Source organism: Roseburia sp. AF12-17LB, assembly GCF_003479605.1.
Taxonomy (GTDB): Bacteria; Bacillota; Clostridia; order Lachnospirales; family Lachnospiraceae; genus Roseburia_C; species Roseburia_C amylophila.
Genome location: NZ_QUHR01000003.1, coordinates 48,845 through 69,130, shown reverse-complemented (window position 1 = coordinate 69,130; position 20,286 = coordinate 48,845). Strand labels below are relative to the sequence as shown.

Here is a 20,286-nt window from a genome sequence, read left to right as displayed (position 1 = left end):
TCCGCAGGATTTTCTTGTAATTGCGCATAGCTATTGATTTTATTATTATTTGCAGCTTGCTATTTAGTATTTGCTATTTAGATAAACGTTTGTGTAGTCTGCCAAAGCAGGGATGCTTATCGGGGCTGTTAGTAGTATCTGGAATTTGTTCTTTATCTGGCAACGCTGGTACAGGGATGTACCAGCGAGGTGCATAGGAACAGGGATGTGACTTTGCACCGGTTGCCGGAACAGAGACAACGAAAAAACAAATTCCAGATACTACTTACACCCTGATACCGCATCCCGTCTTGGCAGACTACACAGACGCCATTCAAAAAGATAAATTATAAAATGTAAAGAACTATCGAAAGAAAAGAAAGAGGACAAAACGTGGAACAAAAGAAAACTCTTGGACAATTGTTTGTACCAATCTGCCTGGAAACATTATGTTATATGCTTTCCGGCATGGTGGATACACTGATGCTTTCATCTGTGGGAGATGCAGCAGTCGGTGCTGTTGGAACAGCCAATACCTATATAGGTATTTTTATCATTATGTTTTCTGTTATTTCAGCCGGAATGATTGCGGTTATGACGCAGTATATCGGTGCCGGAAAAGAGGGGATTGCATATCAGGCAAGACAGCTTGGCATGTTATTTAACGCTATTGTAGGAGCAATTCTTGCGGTATTTTTGTTCTTCCAGTCAGGAATGATATTATCAGCGGTTGGTGTGGCAGATTCTCTGATGGAGTATGCAAAAACATATCTTAGGATTGTGGGAGGCGGATGTATTTTAAACGCACTGATTCCGATTTTCTCCAGCTACTTAAGAGCGTTTGGATATACCAGACAGCCTCTTGTGGCAACGGTATCTGCCAACATTTTAAATCTTATCTTAAATGCAGTATTCCTTTTTGGGTTCCACTATGGAGTAGCAGGAGTTGCTGCAGCAACAGTAATTTCAAGGGTATTGAATCTTGGCCTGGTAATCTGCTTCGGACATTATTATATTCATGCGAAGGAGAAGAAGGAGAGGCTTAAGAACCGTGTGGTATTCGGACAGATTGTCAAGATCGGACTGCCTTCTGCCTTGGAAACAGCACTATATAATGTGGCAATGACTTTGATTATCCGTTTCTTAAATCAGATGGATGCCAATGGAATGAACGTAACAGCCCGTTCCTATGCCATGCAGATTACAAATTTTTCTTACTGCGTAGGTGCAGCGTTAGCCCAGGCAAATGCAATTATGGTCGGCTGGCGGATAGGTGCACAGGATTATGAAGCCTGTGATAAAGGAACCAGAAAAGCAGCAGTTGTAGGCGTAATTGTTGCGACGATACTGGAGAGCATCTTTGCATTATCGTCCCACTGGCTGATACGGATGTTTACGGATGACCCACAGATGGTATCTCTGGTTGGAAAGCTGCTGGCAATCGATATTGTCCTTGAAATTGGACGGGTGACTAATCTGGTATACGGAAATGCTTTAAAGACCAGCGGCGATGCAGCATTTACTACAGTAATTGCTGCGATATTCATGTACCTGTGTGCGGTGGGGGGAACTTATTTCTTCGGAATTCATCTTGGATTGCTGGTTTGTGGAGCATATATCGGTATGGCAATGGATGAATGTGTCCGGGCAGTGGGAATGATTTTACGGTGGCGGAGCGGAAAATGGAAACAGAAGGTATTGATAAAAGAAAACGCCTAGTATAAAATAAGAGAAAAATTGAAAGTAAGGAGCGGAAGCATGGCAGATACTGAGATTAATCTGGCACAATTAAAAGAATATAAGACTGGGGAATACCAGTTAATCGATATCAGAAATGAGGATGCCTTCCGCTATGGAAGTATCAGGGGAGCAGTCAATCTGCCGGAGCAGGAGATTCTTTTGAGAAAAGAGGAACTATCGGCAGACAAGCGTCTGATACTATTTTGTGCCAAAGGAATCAACAGTATCGGAGCAGCGGAAAGACTAAGGGAAGAAGGTTTTGATGCAGTCAGCTTAGAGGGCGGCTATGGCGCATATCTGCTGGACAGTTTCCAGAAGAAAACATCAGAGAAAGAGGAACGCTGTCAGGAAATTGAGAAGAGCATCCGCAAGAAATTTCATAAAGCAATCTTTAGTAAATTCGCAAAAGCAATCAATGAATACGAACTGTTGCAGCCGGGAGACAAAGTGGCAGTATGTATTTCCGGTGGTAAAGACTCCATGCTGATGGCAAAGCTCTTTCAGGAATTGCAGCGGCATAATAAATTCCAATTTGAACTGGTATTCTTAGTGATGGATCCGGGATACAGTGAGATGAACCGTAAAGTGATTGAACGGAATGCAGAGCTGATGCAGATTCCGATTACGGTATTTGAAACACAGATTTTTGATGCGGTATATGAGATTGAAAATTCTCCGTGCTATCTGTGTGCGAGAATGCGCCGCGGTTATTTATATAGTAAGGCAAAGGAATTAGGCTGTAATAAGATTGCACTGGGACATCATTATGATGATGTCATTGAGACTATTTTAATGGGAATGCTCTATGGTGCACAGGTACAGACCATGATGCCGAAGCTTCACAGCACGAATTTTGAAGGAATGGAACTGATTCGTCCGATGTATTTAATCCGGGAGGATGATATCAAGCACTGGAGAGATTATAATGATTTGCATTTTATCCAGTGTGCCTGCCATTTTACCGATACCTGTACCACCTGTGACCCGGATGGACGTACCGTATCAAAACGGATGGAAATCAAACAGCTGATTGCCAGATTAAAAGAAGTGAATCCATATGTGGAAAATAATATCTTCCGCAGTGTGGAAAATGTAAATTTAAGTACCATTATCGCTTATAAGAAAGATGGGGTAAAACATTCTTTTTTAGAAACCTATGTGAATGGAGCGGATGAGTAACATGCAAAAAGAACCCAAAAGGAGCATAAAACCATGGGAAAAGAAGTAAAGACTAATGCCATGCGGATTTTAGACCGGCATAAAGTGGCATATGAAATCTTAAATTATGAATGTGATGAATTTATTGACGGACTGCATACGGCAGAGCTTACCGGAGCACCGGTGGAGCAGACGTATAAGACACTGGTCATGCAGGGAAAAAGCAAGGCATATTATGTCTTTGTGGTACAGATTGCAGAAGAGGTGGATTTAAAGGCGGCAGCAAGAGCGGCCGGCGAGAAATCCGTAGAAATGATTCATGTAAAAGATATTACAAAGATTACCGGTTATGTAAGAGGCGGCTGCAGCCCCCTTGGAATGAAGAAACAGTTCCCGACCATTTTGGATAAAAGCATGGAACAGTTTGATAAAATCTATATCAGTGGCGGAAGAATCGGCACATCCATGGCATTATCTCCGGCAGACTTAGTGGCAGTAACCGGAGCAGCCTATGCAGATATTACTGCAAAATAAATGAAAGAAATGAAATAAAAAAATAAGTGGAAGGAGCGTATTTATTATGAGGGAAACATTAAAGAGAATCAAAGCAGATGTTATATTATCCGCCATTCTTTGTGTGGCACTGGGAGTTATTCTTATGATATGGCCTGCACAGGTAACAAAGGTACTTTGCTATATTTTAGCAGCTATTTTATGCGTGATGGGAATCGGACATATTATTTCTTATATGAGAAATAAACTCGAAAGCAGGCTGGGACTGGCAACCGGAATTGCACTGGTTATTTTGGGGGTATGGATTCTGGTACAGCCATTGAACTTTGCAAAGATATTCCCAGTAGTAATCGGAGTCGTATTGCTGATGCATGGTCTGGAAGACTTACGGATGACCATCGAAGCAAAGCAGAATGGTGACACAGCATGGGGAATCCTGCTTTTGATTACAATTCTTAATTTTGCATTCGGAATATTATTAATCTGGAAAGCCATCGAGATGGTACAGATTGCTATGGTAATTGTAGGAATTGCACTGATTTATGACGGGCTGAGTGATTTGTTTGTAGTATATCGTGTGGCAGGTGCTGTCAAAGCGGCAAAACAGGCGGAAGAGGCCATTGATGTGGAAGCGGTAGAAGAAGATTCGGAAGAAAATGAATAATTTAGAAGCATAATCAGGAGGCGTATTATCAATGCGGCAGATGGAGTTTAAAATGGAGAGAACCGGGTTACTGGAAGTAGGAGATGTGTTACCGGTGACAGAGAGTAAGCTGCCGACTTCCTATTACTATACACTTGGAAATGCATTTGCAATGTCAGCAAATTATACCTTCCGGGAACGCCTGAAGTCTACCGAAGGGACGGTAGTGGCCGTAAAGGAAACACCGAAGGGCTTTTTTGTGACGGTAGAATTTGATGAGTAAAAAAGTTGTAATCGCAGATAAAATGTTATAGAATAGGCGTGTGGGGTAACAAAAGACAAAGAGGAGCAATTTAGATGCGTTATCTACCAATAAAAAAGGTGGAGGCCGGAATGGTACTGGCTCAGGACATATTAGACGGTCAGGGAGTCATGCTTTTAGGCAGACATCAGATTTTAAATCAGGAGCAGATAGAGAATCTGGATAAGATGGGTTATCCGGGTCTTTATATTGATGATAAGTTTTCCGAAGAAATAGAGATTGCCGAAGTAATTAAGCCGTCTATTCACTCAAAGAGCCTGGAAATAGTACATCGTCTGTTTATTGACCGTATGGAAGAGGAAGATGTCAGCGAACAGGAATGGCAGATTCGGGAAGCTGTCATGCAGGTGGTGGACAGTCTTCTGGAAAATGAAGAAGTAATGTATAACATGATGAGTCTTAAGAATTATGATGATTATACTTATTTTCATTCTGTAAATGTGGGAATTTTATCCGCAGTAATCGGAGCACATTATGGAATGAATGAGTATGAGCTCCGCATTCTTACTACGGCTGCATTACTTCACGATATCGGAAAGAAATTCTTAGAGATAGATATATTAAATGCACGTCGTGCACTGACCGAGGATGAAAGAAGAATCGTATTACAGCATCCGAAGTTAGGATATGAGTTCCTGAGGGATAATTTTGATTTCGCACCGGAAGTATATCTTGGTGTATTAGAACATCATGAATGCTATAATGGCGAAGGTTATCCGATGCGCAAATCCGGTGATGAAATCAGTATTTATGGAAGAATTATCAAGCTGGCAGATGTGTATGATGCCATGATTTCAAAACGGCCATACCGTGATCCGATGCCGCCGGCAGATGTCATTGAATATATAATGGCAATGAACGGTTCGGAGTTTGATCCGAAGCTGGTGGAAGTATTTTTACGCTGGGTGGCTGTCTATCCGGCAGGCTGTGAAGTGGAACTTTCTGATGGCAGAATGGCAGTAGTAAAGCATAATTATCAGGGATTTGTGCTTCGCCCCATTGTAAAAGTCTGTGATACAGGAGAAATCATAGACCTTAAGAATGATAAGGAAGCAAGAAGTATCACCATAGTGCGACTGGTCGTTTAGACGGCTGTTTGATAGGAAGATGAGAGGAAGTTATGACGAATCAGGGAAGGAACGCAATCGATACACTGCTTGCGGAGAGCCTAAAAGAGCTGACAATCAAGCAACCTATAGAAAAGATTACAATCAAGGAGATAACTGATAAAGCGGGAGTTATCCGTCCGACCTTTTATAATCATTTTCAGGATAAGTATGAACTGTTAGAGTGGATTATCCGGACTGAATTATTAGAGCCGGTAAAGCCGTTGATTCAGAATGGAATGATTGATCAGGCGTTAATTATTATATTTGCTGGTATTGAAAAAGAAAAAGATTTCTATACCAAAGCAAGCCGCCTAGAGGGACAGAATTCTTTTGAAGATATTGTAAAGGAATGTATTACGGGAACATTGATAGAAGTATTGGAAGAGAAGAATCTGGATAAGAAGATTCCATCGCCATGGCTTACAAAAGAGCGGATTGCCCGGTATCATGCCCAGTCCTTATGTTTTCTGGTAATTACCTGGATAAAAAGTGGAATGTCTATGCCGGCAAAAGAGATGTCGGATATTTATAATTATATGATTCGCAATTCTATCGCAGATATTACAGGCGATAATTAATATACAAATTGGCAGATATGTATAGCAACTGTTACAGATTCAACAATTTGTATATTGGATTGATACAGCCAAAAAAGATTGCATATGTTCGGATGCAGTCTTTTTTTTTATACTCTTACCTAGAAAAACATGAAAAAGAAAGAGATGGTAAAGAGATGATTAAATTTGGAAAGGGCGTCGTAAAGCACAGAGTCCTGATACTTATTATCAGTTTTGCTTTACTGATTCCAGCAGCATTTGGTTACTTTAACACAAGGGTTAACTATGATATCCTTTCCTATCTGCCAGATGAATTAGAGTCCATGAAAGGACAGGATATTCTGGTAGATGAGTTCGGTACAGGAGCATTTTCCCTATGTGTCATTGAAGGTATGGAAGATAAAGATATCTCCACCCTTCGGGAACAGATTGCAGATGTAGACCATGTTAAATCTGTTATATGGTATGATTCACTGGCAGACTTATCCGTACCAATGGACGTATTGCCGGATGAAATTTATGACATATTCAACAATGATGAATCGGACAGCACGCTGATGGCGGTTTTGTTTGATACTTCCATGTCAGCAGATGAGACAATGGATGCCATTGAAGAGATTCGTGGAATCACAACAAAACAGTGTTACTTAAGTGGTATGTCAGCAGTTGTAACAGACATTAAGGATCTGACCAACAAAGAGGTTCCGTTTTATGTATTGATTGCAGTATTGTTATCTGTTCTGGTACTTTCCCTGACAATGGATTCCGCAATCATTCCGTTGTTCTTCTTATTAAGTATCGGAATGGCAATCGTATATAATCTGGGAAGTAACGTAATAAAAGGGGAAATTTCCTATGTAACGCAGGCGTTGGCGGCAGTCTTACAGCTTGGTGTTACCATGGACTACTCCATTTTTCTGTGGCACAGTTATCAGGAGAATCAGGAACGGTTTCCGGGAGATAAGAATCGTGCCATGGCACATGCAATTTCAAATACCATTACTTCTGTAGTCGGAAGTTCCATTACTACAGTAGCCGGATTTATTGCATTATGCTTCATGAGCTTTACCTTGGGACTTGACCTTGGTGTGGTAATGGCTAAGGGTGTTATCTTCGGTGTAATCGCCTGCGTAACCATTCTTCCATCCCTGATTCTGGTGTTTGACAAGGCAATTGAGAAAACGAAGCATCGTGTTATCTTACCGGACCTTGGAAATATTGCAAACTGGATTACCAGCCATCATTACATATTCATTATTTTATTCCTGGTAATCTTAGGGCCTGCAATCTGGGGTTATAACAATACGAACGTATATTATGATCTGGCTGGTACATTGCCGGATTCACTGGAAAGTATTGCAGCAAATAACAAGCTGGAAGAAAATTTTGATATGGGTGCTACCCACATTGTTTTAGTAGACAGCAGCTTAGAGCCAAAGACCATATCGAAGATGATTGATGAAATCGATGATGTGGATGGTGTAAAGGCAACACTTGGTCTGGATGCAATCGTCGGACCGGCAATTCCAAGAGATGTCATCCCGGATTCTATCCGTGGCGAGCTGGAAAATGAAAATTATGAACTGCTGCTGATTACTTCCGAGTATAAAGTAGCATCAGATGAAGTAAATGCACAGTGTGATGCCATCAGCGGCATTATTAAGAACTATGATGAAAATGGCATGTTAATTGGTGAAGCACCATGTACGCAGGATCTGATTACCACGACAGACCATGACTTCAAAGTCGTAAGTGCAGTATCTATCGGAGCAATTTTCGTAATCATCGCAGTTGTATTTAAATCTATATCACTGCCGATTATCCTGGTAGCTGCAATTTACTTTGCAATCTTTATCAACATGGGTATTCCGGCATACACCGGTACACAGCTTCCGTTTATCGCATCCATCGTAATCGGAACCATTCAGCTGGGTGCAACGGTTGACTATGCAATCCTGATGACCAATAAATATAAAAAAGCAAGATATAAGGGAGCCGAGAAGAAGGAAGCAATTACAAGTGCCTTGCAGAGCTCCATCCAGTCCATTATCGTATCCGCATTAAGTTTCTTCGCAGCAACCTTTGGTGTAGGACTTTATTCTGATATCGATATGATTAGTTCCTTATGTACATTGATGGCAAGAGGTGCACTGATTAGTATGTTGGTTGTAATCTTTGTACTACCTTCATTGTTTATGATATTTGATAAAGTAATCTGCGTAACCAGTGCTGGTTTCCGCAACAAGAACAAAACGGTATAGATTAAGAAGGAGGACATAACAATGAAATTTTCAGAATTAAAGAATAAATTCAAAAATAAATATGCGATTCGTGTAATCGCAGGTGTGCTGATGGTGGCAATGCTTGGAACCAGTTATGGCGTATGGCAGGTAAATGCAGCAAAGCCATCTACCGAAAGCGTATCAGAGGAGACTACTGAGAAAGAAGCTTCTACGGAGGATACAGATGCAGAAAATGCAGACGCAGAAGAAACCAAATCGGAATTAAAAGACCAGCTGGGAAATCTTCTGAATTCCGATAAGGAAACAGAAGAAACCGGAAAAGATGAAACAGTATATATGATTGCAGATGCAGATGGTACCGTAAATAAAACCATCGTAAGTGACTGGTTAAAGAATAAAGAGAATGCAGATACTTTGGAGGACGCATCTGATTTAAAGGATATCAAGAATGTAAAAGGCGATGAGACCTTCAAACAGGATGGAGATAAAGTAACCTGGGATGCACAGGGAAATGATATCTTCTATCAGGGTACTACGGATAAAGAAGCTCCGATTACCCAGAAAATTACTTACTATCTGGATGGAAAAGAAATTGCTCCAAAGGATTTAGCCGGAAAGAGCGGAAAAGTTACCATGCGTTTTGAATTTACCAATAATGAGAAGACAACAAAGACTATCGATGGCAAATCCACAGATGTCTATGTTCCGTTCTCTGTTGTAACCGGAATGGTATTAAATGATAACTTCACGAATGTAGAAGTTACCAATGGAAAAGTAATTTCTGATGGAAAAAACAATATTGTGGTAGGAATCACAATGCCAGGTTTAAAAGAAAGCCTTGGTATTGATGATGCTGACCTTGGTGATGATGTCCAGTTCCCGGATTATGTAGAAGTAACTGCAGATGTAGAAGATTTCTCACTGGACATGACAGTATCCATGGCATCCAGCAACCTTCTTTCTGAAATGAATGTAAATGGAGATATTGACTTATCTGTATTATCCGATACAATAGATGAGATGACTGATGCATCTGACCAGTTGGTAGATGGCAGCAGCGAGTTATCCGACGGACTGAAAACATTACAGAGCAGTCTTGGAGAATTTAAAGCTGGTGTTGGAACAGCACAGTCTGGTGTGAAAGATTATACTTCTGGTGCATCTGCAGTAGCAGATGGTGCAAATACCTTAAACTCCGGCATTGCAAAGCTTGCAGAAAGTGCTCCGGCACTGACAAGTGGTGTATCTGCATTAAAGACTGGTGTGCAGCAGGCAGGAGCCGGTGCAACACAGATTAATGGTGGAGTTGCCCAGCTGGTAGATGGAATCGGAACCTTGAAATCTACTGTAAATGGCAGTCTTGCAGGAATGGATGCTTATGCATCTTCAGCAGATGCACAGGCAGCATTTACTTCCGCATTGACTGATTATACCAGTGCAGCAGTAAATTATCTTGCAGTATTACAGCAGTTACAGACCCCGGGAAGTACATTAAACGGTGCCTATTCACAGGTAGTAGCAGCAACCGGTGGCGGATTACAGGCGGTTAATGCAGATGCTAATATTTATATGCTGGATGATACAACCAATGCAACACTTTTAGCAGTAACTACCCAGGCAGGCAGTGCGGTTGATTTCAATAGCTTAAGCACAGCTTATGCAGCCCAGTTACAGAATATTTCAGCAGTTGCAACCAAGCTTGGAACTACAGGTGGTGCACAGGCACTGGCTCAGGTACAGGCAGGACTTGCACAGTTTGATGATACACAGCTTGCAACCTTAAAGACTGGAGCAGCATCCTTAGATGCAGGCCTGAATGGTGACGATGGAATTGTAGCAGGTGTTAATACATTAGACAGCTCTGTAAATGGCGCACTTTCACAGGGAATTACAGATTTGACCAATGGTGCAAAACAGCTGGCAGACGGAGCAAATACCTTAGTTGCAAATAATGACAAACTGAATGCAGGAATGACTTCTTTGAAGAGTGCAACAGACCTTCTGATAAATGGTGTAGACCAGTTAGAGGATGGCTCTGAGACACTGGCAGATGGAATGGCACAGTTTGATGAGCAGGCAATTGAGAAACTTGCGGATGCTTACAACGGAGATTTGAAAGAGCTCTTGGATAAAGTAGATGCAGTGCTGGATGCCGGAAATGAATATAACACATTTACCAGAACAGCAGATGGTGTCAAAGGAAATGTAAAATTTATTTGGGAAACTGCTTCCATTAAGGCAGAGGATTAAGTATAATAATTTTAAGAGAAAGGAGGACGGAAGATGAACTGGATAGAAACATTAATAATTGTATGCGGACTTTCCATGGATGTATTTGCTTCAGTAGAATGTCAGGGAGCAATGTTAGCTAAGATTCGTACCAAACAGCTTGTGCTGGTGACATTACTGGTATCCGTATGGCAGGTAATTGTTTTATATCTTGGAAATCTTGGAGCCGACCTCCTGTGTAAATATGATATTAAAGAATCACAGGTTATATTAGGTGAAGTGATTTCAGTGGCAGTATTCCTGTGTCTGGGAATCCGGCTTTTGATTAAAGCCTGGAAGAATGACCGGATTGATGAACGCCGGGAAGAGAATCTTGGCGTACATAAATTCGTACGGATTTGTGCTGTAACATCATTTTATACATTCCTGACCGGTGCAGCATTTGGCTTTCTGGGAACAAGCCTACTGTCATTAATACTGGTTGGAATCATACTAACTGTTGTCTGTGTAGTCGGTGGTGCTTATGTTGGATATCATTTCGGCTATGAACAGAAGACAAAGGTATATCTGATTGGAGGAATTCTTCTTCTGATTGGCGGAGTAGATGTAATAATAAGGTTTATATTATAAATATAAGGGCGTGAAAATACCGCCGGCAACTGCGTTTGGGAGCGCAGCTGCCGGCGGTATTTGTAGTTTAAAGACGTTTTCGTTCCGAAGTTAAATCATGAGAATAGATGGATTCCCGACGAATAAGGGGACCGGTGTGAATAGCGTGGTTGGGATAGCCAAGATTAGTTAAATGTCTGTCAAAATTTGTAATATTTTCGGAAAGGGAAATGGATTGGTTGTGTAATACCATAGAAACAAGATAATAGGGAGCATGTGAATCATAGGGACCGAAGTCTCCGGATTCATCAATAAAAACGCTTAGAATTTTATTTGTCATAGATTTGTCCTTTGAATGATAGATATGTTGAAATAGTAATGGCGGGGAAATTCCCCGCCGCTCGGTGGACCAGGGTCGCTTGACCAGCCCAATTACTTTTTACTTATATGTTACCATCAGTCTATAAGATAATACATTATCTGTCAATTCTTTTTGAAAATTTTTATATAAATTTTATAGATAGGTGTGCTAAGGCAGAACAGAAAAGATTTTCCCCCTTGTTAAGTAGCAATGCCGGGGGGTATAATAGCCACAGTAGTGCAAATAAACAGACTTTCCGGTATTTGATATCGTAGCTGCATTGTCCATCGACTTCGAATGCATGATAAGGGCTGTTAGGGGCACTTAGAATTTTGCCTGCTTCCAGGCAACGCCGGCACAGGGAAGTGCCGGCGAGGCGCAATTGAACATGGATGTGAATTGGCGCCGGTTGCCGGAGTATACGATAGCTATGTCGAAATTCTTAGTGCCCCTTGCAGGCATTATGTTGCATTTGTAGTCGATGGATAATGCAGCGAGGCTATCAAAACAATGGAAAGGCGTTTTCGAGGAATGCTGGACAAGACAGCTTATAGGCAACCACAAGGAAAGGAGGCAGTGACCACAATGCTGAAACTTCGAATTGGACAACTACATCAGGACATTATTATGCAGCCGGGAGAAAGCATCGCACAGGCACTGCTTCGGAAAGATTATAAGGTTCCTATGGCATGTGGTGGAAACGGCACCTGTGGGAAATGTAAAGTAGAGATAGACGGTGCATGGGTGAATTCCTGTAAACTCTATCCGAAACCGGAAGAAGATATTATAATTTCCGCCTTTGGCTGGGGAGAGGGAAGAGAAGAATTAACCCAGATTGCAGGAGTAGAAAAAATAAATATAACAGAAGGCAGAGCACGGGAGGCAAAAGGACAAACGAGAAAAACTTTCCTTGCAGTAGATATCGGGACTACCACCATAGCTGCAGCGCTGGTAGAGAAGGAAACAGGAGCAGTGCTTGCTACAGCAGGCTGCGGCAACAGCCAGCGTATATTTGGACAGGATGTATTAAGCAGAATTAAGGCATCTGTAGCGGGAACGGGTGAAAAATTAAAGACATTAATCCGGCAGGATATTTTAAACCTGTCAGAAGAGATACAGAAGAAACAGAAAGACATTGTAATTGAGCATATTTATATTGCAGGAAATACCACCATGGAACATCTTTATATGGGAGATTCCTGTGAGGGACTTGGTAAGGCACCATTTACTCCGGTCAGTCTTGCAGAACGAAAGGACAGCCTTTCGAACATACCGGTGACGTTACTGCCTGGAATTTCAGCATTTGTGGGCGCAGATATTGCAGCTGGCATGCTGGCGTGTGGGATGGATGAAGAAGAAAGACCTTCCCTGCTTTTGGATTTGGGAACCAATGGAGAAATGGTGCTGGCATTAGAGGATAAGATGATTGCCACCTCTGCACCGGCAGGACCGGCATTAGAAGGTGGAAATATTTCATGCGGTGTTGCCAGTGTGACCGGAGCAATCAGCAAGGTGCGTGTCATTGGAGAGCGGGCAATTATTGGAACGATTGGAAACACACCGGCAACGGGAATCTGTGGAACCGGCGTGTTAGAGCTGGTGGCAGGACTTTATGAAAATCATATCATAGATGCATCCGGTCAGATGAAGGAAAAATACAGGGAAGAAGGGTTTCCGCTGGCACGGATGAAGGATGGAAAACAGATTACTTTTACCCAGCAGGATATCAGAGAGGTGCAGCTTGCCAAAGCGGCAATTCACAGCGGAATCGAATTACTGTTAGAGCAGGCAGGCATTTCCATGGGAGAGATAAAAAAAGTATATTTGTCAGGAGGCTTTGGGGTATATCTGGATGTGCATATAGCAGCAGGCATTGGACTGCTTCCGGCGGAATTAGAGAAGTGTACAAAAGCAGTCGGAAATACATCTCTGCAGGGCTGTATCGCCTATGGAAGTTCGGAAGAAAACAGGAGCCGCACGGAAGAAATGATAAGAAAATGCGAATCAATCAATCTTGCAGAACAGGCGGACTTTGAGGAACGATATGTTGCCAATATGAATTTCCCAGAATAGAAATAAAAGAGGAAGAAATCATGAAGAAAATATTACTCACGGCAGTAAATGCAAAGTATATTCATTCGAATCTTGCGGTTTACAGCCTGCGGGCATATGCCAGAGAATTAAAAGAAAATATAGTACTGGCAGAATACACCATTAATAACCGGACAGAATATATTTTAAGGGAGATTTATCTGAAAAAGCCGGATGTAATCTGCTTTTCCTGCTATATCTGGAATATTTCCATTATTTTAGAAGTGGCAGAGGAATTTCATAAACTTTGTCCCAAGGTTCCGATCTGGGTGGGAGGTCCGGAGGTTTCCTATGAAGTGGAGGCGTTCTTAAAAGAGCATCCGTTTATTACCGGTGTCATAATCGGCGAAGGGGAGAAAACTTTCTCGGAGCTTTGCAGGTATTATGTGAAGGGAGAAGGCAGTTTGGAGGAGATGAAGGGCATAGCCCTTTTTGATGGAGCTGGAAATGTGCAGATTCATGAGTCGCAGGAAATTCTTGATATGAATACGATTCCCTTCTGCTATGATTTGTCGGAGGATTTTTCCCACCGGATTATCTATTATGAATCCAGCAGGGGCTGTCCGTTCCGTTGCAGCTATTGCCTGTCCTCGGTAGAGAAGATACTTCGGTTCCGGGATGTGGAAATCGTAAAAAGAGAGTTACAGTTTTTCTTAGACCAGAAGGTAAAACAGGTTAAATTTGTTGACCGTACCTTTAATTGTGACAAAAAGCATGCCATGGCAATCTGGCAGTATATTTTAGAACATGATAATGGAATCACGAATTTTCATTTTGAAATTGCAGCGGATTTGCTGACAGATGAGGAAGCAGACTTAATTGCAAAGATGCGTCCGGGTCTGATACAGTTGGAAATCGGGGTTCAGTCCACCCATGATGAAACAATCCGGGAAATCCACCGTCATATGGATTTAAAAGATGTGCACCGGATGATGAAAAAAGTCCAGAAGGCAGGAAACATTCATCAGCATCTGGATTTAATCGCAGGGCTGCCTTTTGAAGATTATGAAACATTTACCCATTCCTTTGATGATATTTATGAATGGAAACCGGAGCAGCTGCAGCTTGGTTTCTTAAAGGTTTTAAAAGGCTCTTATATGTATGAACATGCAAAAGAGTATAAGGCAGTATACCAGGCAAAACCACCTTATGAGGTGCTTCGGACGAAGTGGCTTTCCTACGAAGATATCTGTAACATAAAGCTGGCAGAAGAAATGCTTGAGGTATATTATAACAGCACACAGTTTCCGGTGAGCATCCGGCTGCTAGAGACGATACACGAAAGTGCGTATCATATGTTTGAAAATCTGGGACATTTCTATGAGGAACATGGCTACCTTGCCATGAGCCATACCAGAATGCGGCGAAGCGAGATTCTCTTAGAATATGTAGAAAGCCTTGGGGTGGCTGACATGGAAGTGTTCTATCAGGCGGCAACTTATGATATTTACAGCAGGGAAAATGCCAAGAGCCGTCCGAAATGGGCAAAGGATTATGCGCAGTGGAAAGATGTGACAAGAGCATATTGCCCGAAGGGAAGCCTTGCGCATATCGAATGCTTTGACTATAGCTTCGAAGAAGATACATTTGGCAGAAAATGCGGACCATACTATCTGAAATTTGATTATGAAAACAGAAATCCGCTGACAAATCAGGCGGAAGTTACGATAATTCAGTGGGAGGGAGAGACAAAGTGACAAAAAGAACGGCAGAAATATTAAAAAGATTAGATGAAACCTATGGTACTGAATACATCTGTTATCTGAATCATGAGACACCATGGCAGCTTTTAATTGCAGTAATCTTAAGTGCACAGTGTACGGATGCCAGGGTAAATGTTGTGACAGAAACATTGTTTAAAAAATATGACACCTTGGAAAAATTTGCAAATGCAGATCTGACGGAATTAGAAGAGGACATCCGTTCCACCGGATTTTATCACAATAAGGCGAAGAATATCATATCCTGTGCGAGGACGCTGGTTCAGGAATATCATGGAGAAGTTCCGTCTACATTGGAAGAACTTACTTCCCTTGCAGGAGTTGGACGAAAGACTGCAAATGTCATCCGGGGAAATATTTACCATGACCCAAGTATCGTAGTAGATACCCATGTAAAACGTATTTCCAAACGCCTTGGATTTACAAAAGAGGATGATCCGGTAAAAGTAGAATATGATCTGATGAAAGTATTACCGAAGGATCACTGGATTTTATATAACATCCAGATTATAACATTCGGAAGAAATATCTGTTTTGCAAGAGGACCAAAATGCAGCGAATGTTTCTTACAGGATTTGTGTAAAGCAGAGGATAAGCGGAAATGATACCACAGGATTATACAGTAATTGACCTTGAAATGACGGGGCTTCATCCGAAAAATGATGCCATCCTTGAGGTGGGAGCGGCAAAAATAAGAAATGGCGAAGTGACGGATACCATGGACATTTTTGTGAATCCCGGCAGGAAAATTACGCAGGAGATAACAGAACTTACCGGAATTACCGATGCGATGGTAAAGGAAGGCTTAAGTCCGGCAGCAGCATTTCATAAGACAGCAGAATTTATCGGAGATGATATTCTGGTGGGACACAATATCATATTTGACTATAGCTTCTTAAAGCAGCAGGCAGTCAATGAGAAAGTGCCGTTTGAAAAAAAAGCAGTAGATACGTTGAAAGCAGCACGCAAATGTATGCTACGTCCGGGAAAAAAGTCTTTGGAATGTCTCTGCGATTACCTTGATATCGAGCGGGAGCGGGAGCACCGGGCAATCTATGATGCACTGGCAACCCATGAACTTTATCAGTATTTACAAAAGACATATGGAGAAACAAATCCGGAAGTATTTGAACCGAAAGATTTGATTTATAAAACAAAACGCCAGACTCCTGCAACGAAAATTCAAAAAATTCACTTGAAGGAACTGGCGGATTATCATAAAATAGAACTTGACATTGTCTGGGAACAACTGACCAGAAGCGAAGCATCGCGTCTTATGGATAAGTTGATTTCACAGTATGGAAGATGTCCGAAAGATTAGGAAAGTTTTCCTTTGATACGTTTTCTGGAGCCTTCCGGCAGTGTGGCAAGCTTCTGATATACTTCGGTCAGTGAACTGCAGTCGTTTGTTTCTTTTAAAAGAGGAACTAACAACGTATAATTATCTGTAATATCGCTTCCGCAGCGGATGCCAAAGAGCAGAATATCGATGGCGGCTTTGGCTTCAGACTGGTCGCAGAGCAGTTTGCCAAGTTTTGCAATGGTACAGATTAAAGTATTATAATTTTCATCAAACTCGGTCAGAGCTGCAAGGCTGGCAGCACCGTAAGCTAATTTTAAATCGGTATTGGTTTTGCCATTCAGATTAACGATTTTTTTGGCAGACAGCTGACGAAGTGTTTCATAAAGGGTGAGGACATCTTCAGATGCCTGTGCCGGGGGAGTCAGCAGTTCTTCCGGAATAGTAATATAAGGAAGGTTGTCAAGACTGCGGCGGCGGGTGGCGTTGGCTTTATTTTCACGGGCCCAGAACTGCTCGGTAATTTCCTGTTCCTGTTTGGTAATCTGACGCTTTCTGGAGTTTAGAAAAACAACAAAAATGATAAAGCATATGAGTATGATAGGAAACATAGTTTGCTCCTTTCGAAAGTATAGTAGTATAAAAATAAATATGAGGTGAATGAAATGATTAATTTTAAAAATTCAAAAGGGAAAAAATATTTCGCAGGATTTATCGCAATTATTCTCGTTGCAGCAATGGTATTATCCCTTTGCATCACTATTTTTTCATAGAATTTTTTATGCATTCATCATGTCATAATATACAGAAATCGCGTATTTCTGTCAAATATATTAGTAGTTATGACGCTTGAAAATGCAAAGTTATATGATAAAATGAGTGTTAGCAAAACTTTCACAGTGTAATCTGGTGAATAAAAAGCTTTAAAATGTCTTGAGGGTTTAAGAGATTGAGAGGAAGAATATGAAAAAAATAAAATTAGTGCTTCCGATTCTGGGACTGGTACTCGCAGTAACAGCGGGTGTATCAGCAACCGCAATTGTGAAAGCGGATGAAAATGCAGAAGTGATTCCACAGAACGTATATATCGGGGATGTGTCTGTAGGCGGAATGAGTGAATCAGATGCAGAGGCAGCTGTAGAAGCAGCAGTATCTGCTTATGAGGATGCGACCTTTGAACTGTCCGCTGCAGAAAACAGTGTAAAGGCAAGCCCTTCTGATCTGGGATTGAGCTGGAGCAATAAGGATATCGTAAAAGAAGCAATGAATTATACCCGTACGGGAAATCTTCTGGAGCGTTACAAAGCGAAGAAAGATCTGGAAAAGGAAAATAAAGTATTTGATATTATATATACCGTAGATACAGACACCACAAAAAGTTTTCTGGAAAATCACGCCAAAGAGCTGAACCAGGAAGCGGTCAACAATGGCCTTACACGTGAGGATGGTGAATTTAAAATCATCGATGGCCAGGAAGGTATCGAAGTAGATGAGGATGCTTCTGTAGAAAGTTTACAGAAATATTTTACCGAAGAATGGAAGGGCGGAGATGCAGCCATCAGTCTGGTAGCAAATGTGGTAGAGCCGGAAGGAACTGCAGAAGAACTTTCCAAGGTAAAGGATTTACTGGGCTCTTTCTCTACCGACTTCAGTGATTCTTCTGCCGGTCGTGTGGCAAATGTAAAAAATGCGGTAAGTAAAATCGATGGAACCGTACTTTACCCGGGAGAGGAATTTTCTGTGTATGAAGCTATTGCACCACTGGACGCTTCCGGTGGATATGAACTGGCAGGTGCATATGAGAATGGTACAACCGTAGAATCTTATGGTGGTGGGGTATGTCAGGTTTCCACAACGCTTTATAATGCGGTTATCCGTGCAGAACTGGATATTACCGAGCGTTATGCACATTCCATGCTGGTAACATATGTACAGCCATCTATGGATGCAGCGATTGCCAGCAATTTAAAGGATTTGAAATTTAAGAATAATCAGGAGGCTCCGATTTATATTGAAGGATACTGCAGCGGCGGTATTGTATATTTCAATGTATTTGGTCAGGAGACAAGACCGGCTGACCGTCAGGTAAGCTTTGTCAGTGAAACGGTCAGTGAAGAAGAGCCGACTATTCAGGTGCAGACTACCGAAGACCCGATTGGAACTGTAACCGTTCAGAAAGCACACATCGGTAAATCGGCAAAACTCTGGAAGATTGTTACTGTAGATGGCGTAGAAGAAAGCAGAGAGGTATTTAATACCAGTAAATATAAAGCAACACCTAGAATTATTTCTGTTGGTATGGGCTCTGATAATGAAGAGGCAATTGGAGCAATGAATGCAGCGATTGCAACGCAGGATGAAGCAGTTATCCGTTCTGCAGCAGCAACCTGGTGCTCAGATGCGGTAGCAGCAAGAGCGGCAGAAGCTGCAGCGCAGCAGCAGCAACAGGCGGCTTCCGGTGGAGTAGAGCCACCGGCTGATGCACCTGCCGCACCAACAACACCAACAACACCGACTACACCAACAACACCAACAACACCGACGACACCGACGACACCGGATACAGGAACCGGAGATGGAGCTGCAACCACCCAGTAAAACGGTGAAAGATGATGCAGGCATGCGATTTTTATCGCCACCCGCGTAAATAAGAAGCAAGAAAGGCTGCCTCGGCTATGAGACAGCCTTATGCTGTAAAAATGGGAAGAAGAATCTATGAAGATAGGAAAAGTGCCGGAAAGCGTATTAAAACGCTCCGTAATCAGACAATTGCATACGAAGAGAAAGGAAGTTGTGTTAGGTGCAGGCGTGGGAGAAGACTGTGCTGCCCTTACCCTTGCCCCGGATGAGATGTTTGTAATGTCTACGGATCCGATTACAGGAACAATCCATGAAATCGGAAAGCTGGCAATTCTCATTACTACTAATGACCTGGCAAGTGCCGGAGCAGAACCAATTGGAGTTATGTTAACCATATTGCTGCCGGAGCACACGGAAGAAAGCCTTTTGAAACAACTGATGCAGGAGCTGGAAGAGGCTGCCGCGGCGGTGTCCGTTCAGATTATGGGCGGACATACCGAGATTACCAGGGTGGTAAATCAGCCACTGGTTACTGTATGCGGTGTAGGGAAGGTAAAGAAGAACGGACTCATTTCTACCGGAGGAGCAAAACCGGGCATGGACATCATTGCCACTAAGTGGATTGGCTTAGAGGGAACAGCTATTATTGCCCATGAAAAGGAAGAAGAACTCTGTACTCATTTTTCCAGGCATTTTGTAGAACAGGCACAGGCTCTTGACCGGTATTTATCTGTAATGCCGGAGGCCGCCACCGCCGTGAAGTCTGGCGTGGGAGCAATGCATGATGTAACAGAGGGCGGTATATTCGGAGCACTCTGGGAGATGGCAGAAGCATCCGGCGTCGGACTGGAAATCGACTTAAAGAAGATTCCGCTTCGGCAGGAGACAGTAGAAGTCTGTGAGTTTTTCCATATCAATCCCTATGAACTGATCTCCAGCGGCTGTATGCTGATGGCAGCAGCTGATGGAAATGAGCTGATCAGAAGATTAAAGGAAAATGGTATTGAAGCAACGGTAATCGGAAAAGCAACTGCGGGAAATGACCGCGTGCTTATGAATGAGGACGAACGCAGATTTTTAGAACCACCGAAGACGGATGAATTATATAAAGTAATTCAGTAGTAAATCAGA

The 20,286-nt window shown here is 42.2% G+C and carries 17 protein-coding genes; 16 read left to right on the top strand and 1 reads right to left on the bottom strand.

The genetic code is table 11. The features are described from left to right. The first annotated feature begins 372 nt into the window (after window positions 1-372). The 14 genes from DWV68_RS04890 to DWV68_RS04825 all read left to right on the top strand — a co-directional run bounded on the left by DWV68_RS04890 (window position 373) and on the right by DWV68_RS04825 (window position 16,596). Entirely contained in the window at window positions 373-1,698 is a 1,326-nt protein-coding gene (locus DWV68_RS04890; RefSeq protein WP_118665140.1) for an MATE family efflux transporter, read from the top strand. A gap of 39 nt (window positions 1,699-1,737) precedes the next feature. Next, window positions 1,738-2,898, top strand: coding sequence for an ATP-binding protein (locus tag DWV68_RS04885; protein ID WP_117696573.1), 1,161 nt, complete (start codon window positions 1,738-1,740; stop codon window positions 2,896-2,898). Window positions 2,899-2,931: 33 nt separating this feature from the next. Continuing rightward, on the top strand, window positions 2,932-3,411 hold the full coding sequence (ybaK, locus tag DWV68_RS04880) for a Cys-tRNA(Pro) deacylase (RefSeq protein WP_117841638.1): 480 nt from the start codon (window positions 2,932-2,934) through the stop codon (window positions 3,409-3,411). Window positions 3,412-3,457: 46 nt separating this feature from the next. Continuing rightward, window positions 3,458-4,054: an HdeD family acid-resistance protein gene (locus DWV68_RS04875; protein WP_118665138.1), complete on the top strand. Its 597-nt coding sequence runs from the start codon at window positions 3,458-3,460 to the stop codon at window positions 4,052-4,054. 31 nt (window positions 4,055-4,085) lie between these two features. Then, window positions 4,086-4,316, top strand: a complete 231-nt coding sequence (locus tag DWV68_RS04870; protein ID WP_118665136.1) for a hypothetical protein — start codon at window positions 4,086-4,088, stop codon at window positions 4,314-4,316. Between the two features lie 74 nt (window positions 4,317-4,390). Beyond that, on the top strand, window positions 4,391-5,443 hold the full coding sequence (locus DWV68_RS04865; RefSeq protein WP_118665134.1) for an HD-GYP domain-containing protein: 1,053 nt from the start codon (window positions 4,391-4,393) through the stop codon (window positions 5,441-5,443). A 32-nt stretch (window positions 5,444-5,475) separates the two neighbouring features. Next, complete coding sequence (locus DWV68_RS04860) at window positions 5,476-6,042, top strand: TetR/AcrR family transcriptional regulator C-terminal domain-containing protein (protein WP_118057084.1); 567 nt, start codon at window positions 5,476-5,478, stop codon at window positions 6,040-6,042. Window positions 6,043-6,197: 155 nt separating this feature from the next. Then, on the top strand, window positions 6,198-8,282 hold the full coding sequence (locus DWV68_RS04855) for an efflux RND transporter permease subunit (protein WP_118057122.1): 2,085 nt from the start codon (window positions 6,198-6,200) through the stop codon (window positions 8,280-8,282). Between the two features lie 21 nt (window positions 8,283-8,303). Next, window positions 8,304-10,514: a hypothetical protein gene (locus tag DWV68_RS04850; RefSeq protein WP_118057085.1), complete on the top strand. Its 2,211-nt coding sequence runs from the start codon at window positions 8,304-8,306 to the stop codon at window positions 10,512-10,514. Between the two features lie 33 nt (window positions 10,515-10,547). Next, entirely contained in the window at window positions 10,548-11,123 is a 576-nt protein-coding gene (locus DWV68_RS04845) for a manganese efflux pump (protein WP_022242983.1), read from the top strand. Between the two features lie 925 nt (window positions 11,124-12,048). Further along, a complete protein-coding gene (locus DWV68_RS04840; protein ID WP_158561826.1) occupies window positions 12,049-13,536 on the top strand; it encodes an ASKHA domain-containing protein in 1,488 nt (495 codons plus the stop codon). Window positions 13,537-13,556: 20 nt separating this feature from the next. Then, entirely contained in the window at window positions 13,557-15,251 is a 1,695-nt protein-coding gene (locus DWV68_RS04835; protein WP_118057087.1) for a B12-binding domain-containing radical SAM protein, read from the top strand. Further along, the gene (gene nth / locus DWV68_RS04830) at window positions 15,248-15,880 is read left to right on the top strand and encodes an endonuclease III (RefSeq protein ID WP_118057088.1); all 633 of its coding nucleotides are present in this window, start codon (window positions 15,248-15,250) and stop codon (window positions 15,878-15,880) included. Before DWV68_RS04835 ends, nth begins: the two co-directional genes overlap by 4 nt. Next, window positions 15,877-16,596: a 3'-5' exonuclease gene (locus DWV68_RS04825; RefSeq protein WP_118542138.1), complete on the top strand. Its 720-nt coding sequence runs from the start codon at window positions 15,877-15,879 to the stop codon at window positions 16,594-16,596. The genes nth and DWV68_RS04825 overlap by 4 nt, the downstream gene beginning before the upstream one ends. Here the strand turns inward: DWV68_RS04825 and DWV68_RS04820 are convergent. Next, window positions 16,593-17,186, bottom strand: a complete 594-nt coding sequence (locus tag DWV68_RS04820; RefSeq protein ID WP_118177184.1) for a hypothetical protein — start codon at window positions 17,184-17,186, stop codon at window positions 16,593-16,595. The two genes, DWV68_RS04825 and DWV68_RS04820, sit on opposite strands and share 4 nt — an antisense overlap. A gap of 352 nt (window positions 17,187-17,538) precedes the next feature. On the opposite strand from DWV68_RS04820, the gene DWV68_RS04815 reads away from it, so the two are divergent. Both DWV68_RS04815 and DWV68_RS04810 read left to right on the top strand, forming a co-directional pair. Then, a complete protein-coding gene (locus DWV68_RS04815) occupies window positions 17,539-19,173 on the top strand; it encodes a VanW family protein (protein WP_117696605.1) in 1,635 nt (544 codons plus the stop codon). Window positions 19,174-19,290: 117 nt separating this feature from the next. Further along, a complete protein-coding gene (locus DWV68_RS04810; RefSeq protein ID WP_117696609.1) occupies window positions 19,291-20,277 on the top strand; it encodes an AIR synthase family protein in 987 nt (328 codons plus the stop codon). Window positions 20,278-20,286: the final 9 nt, after the last annotated feature.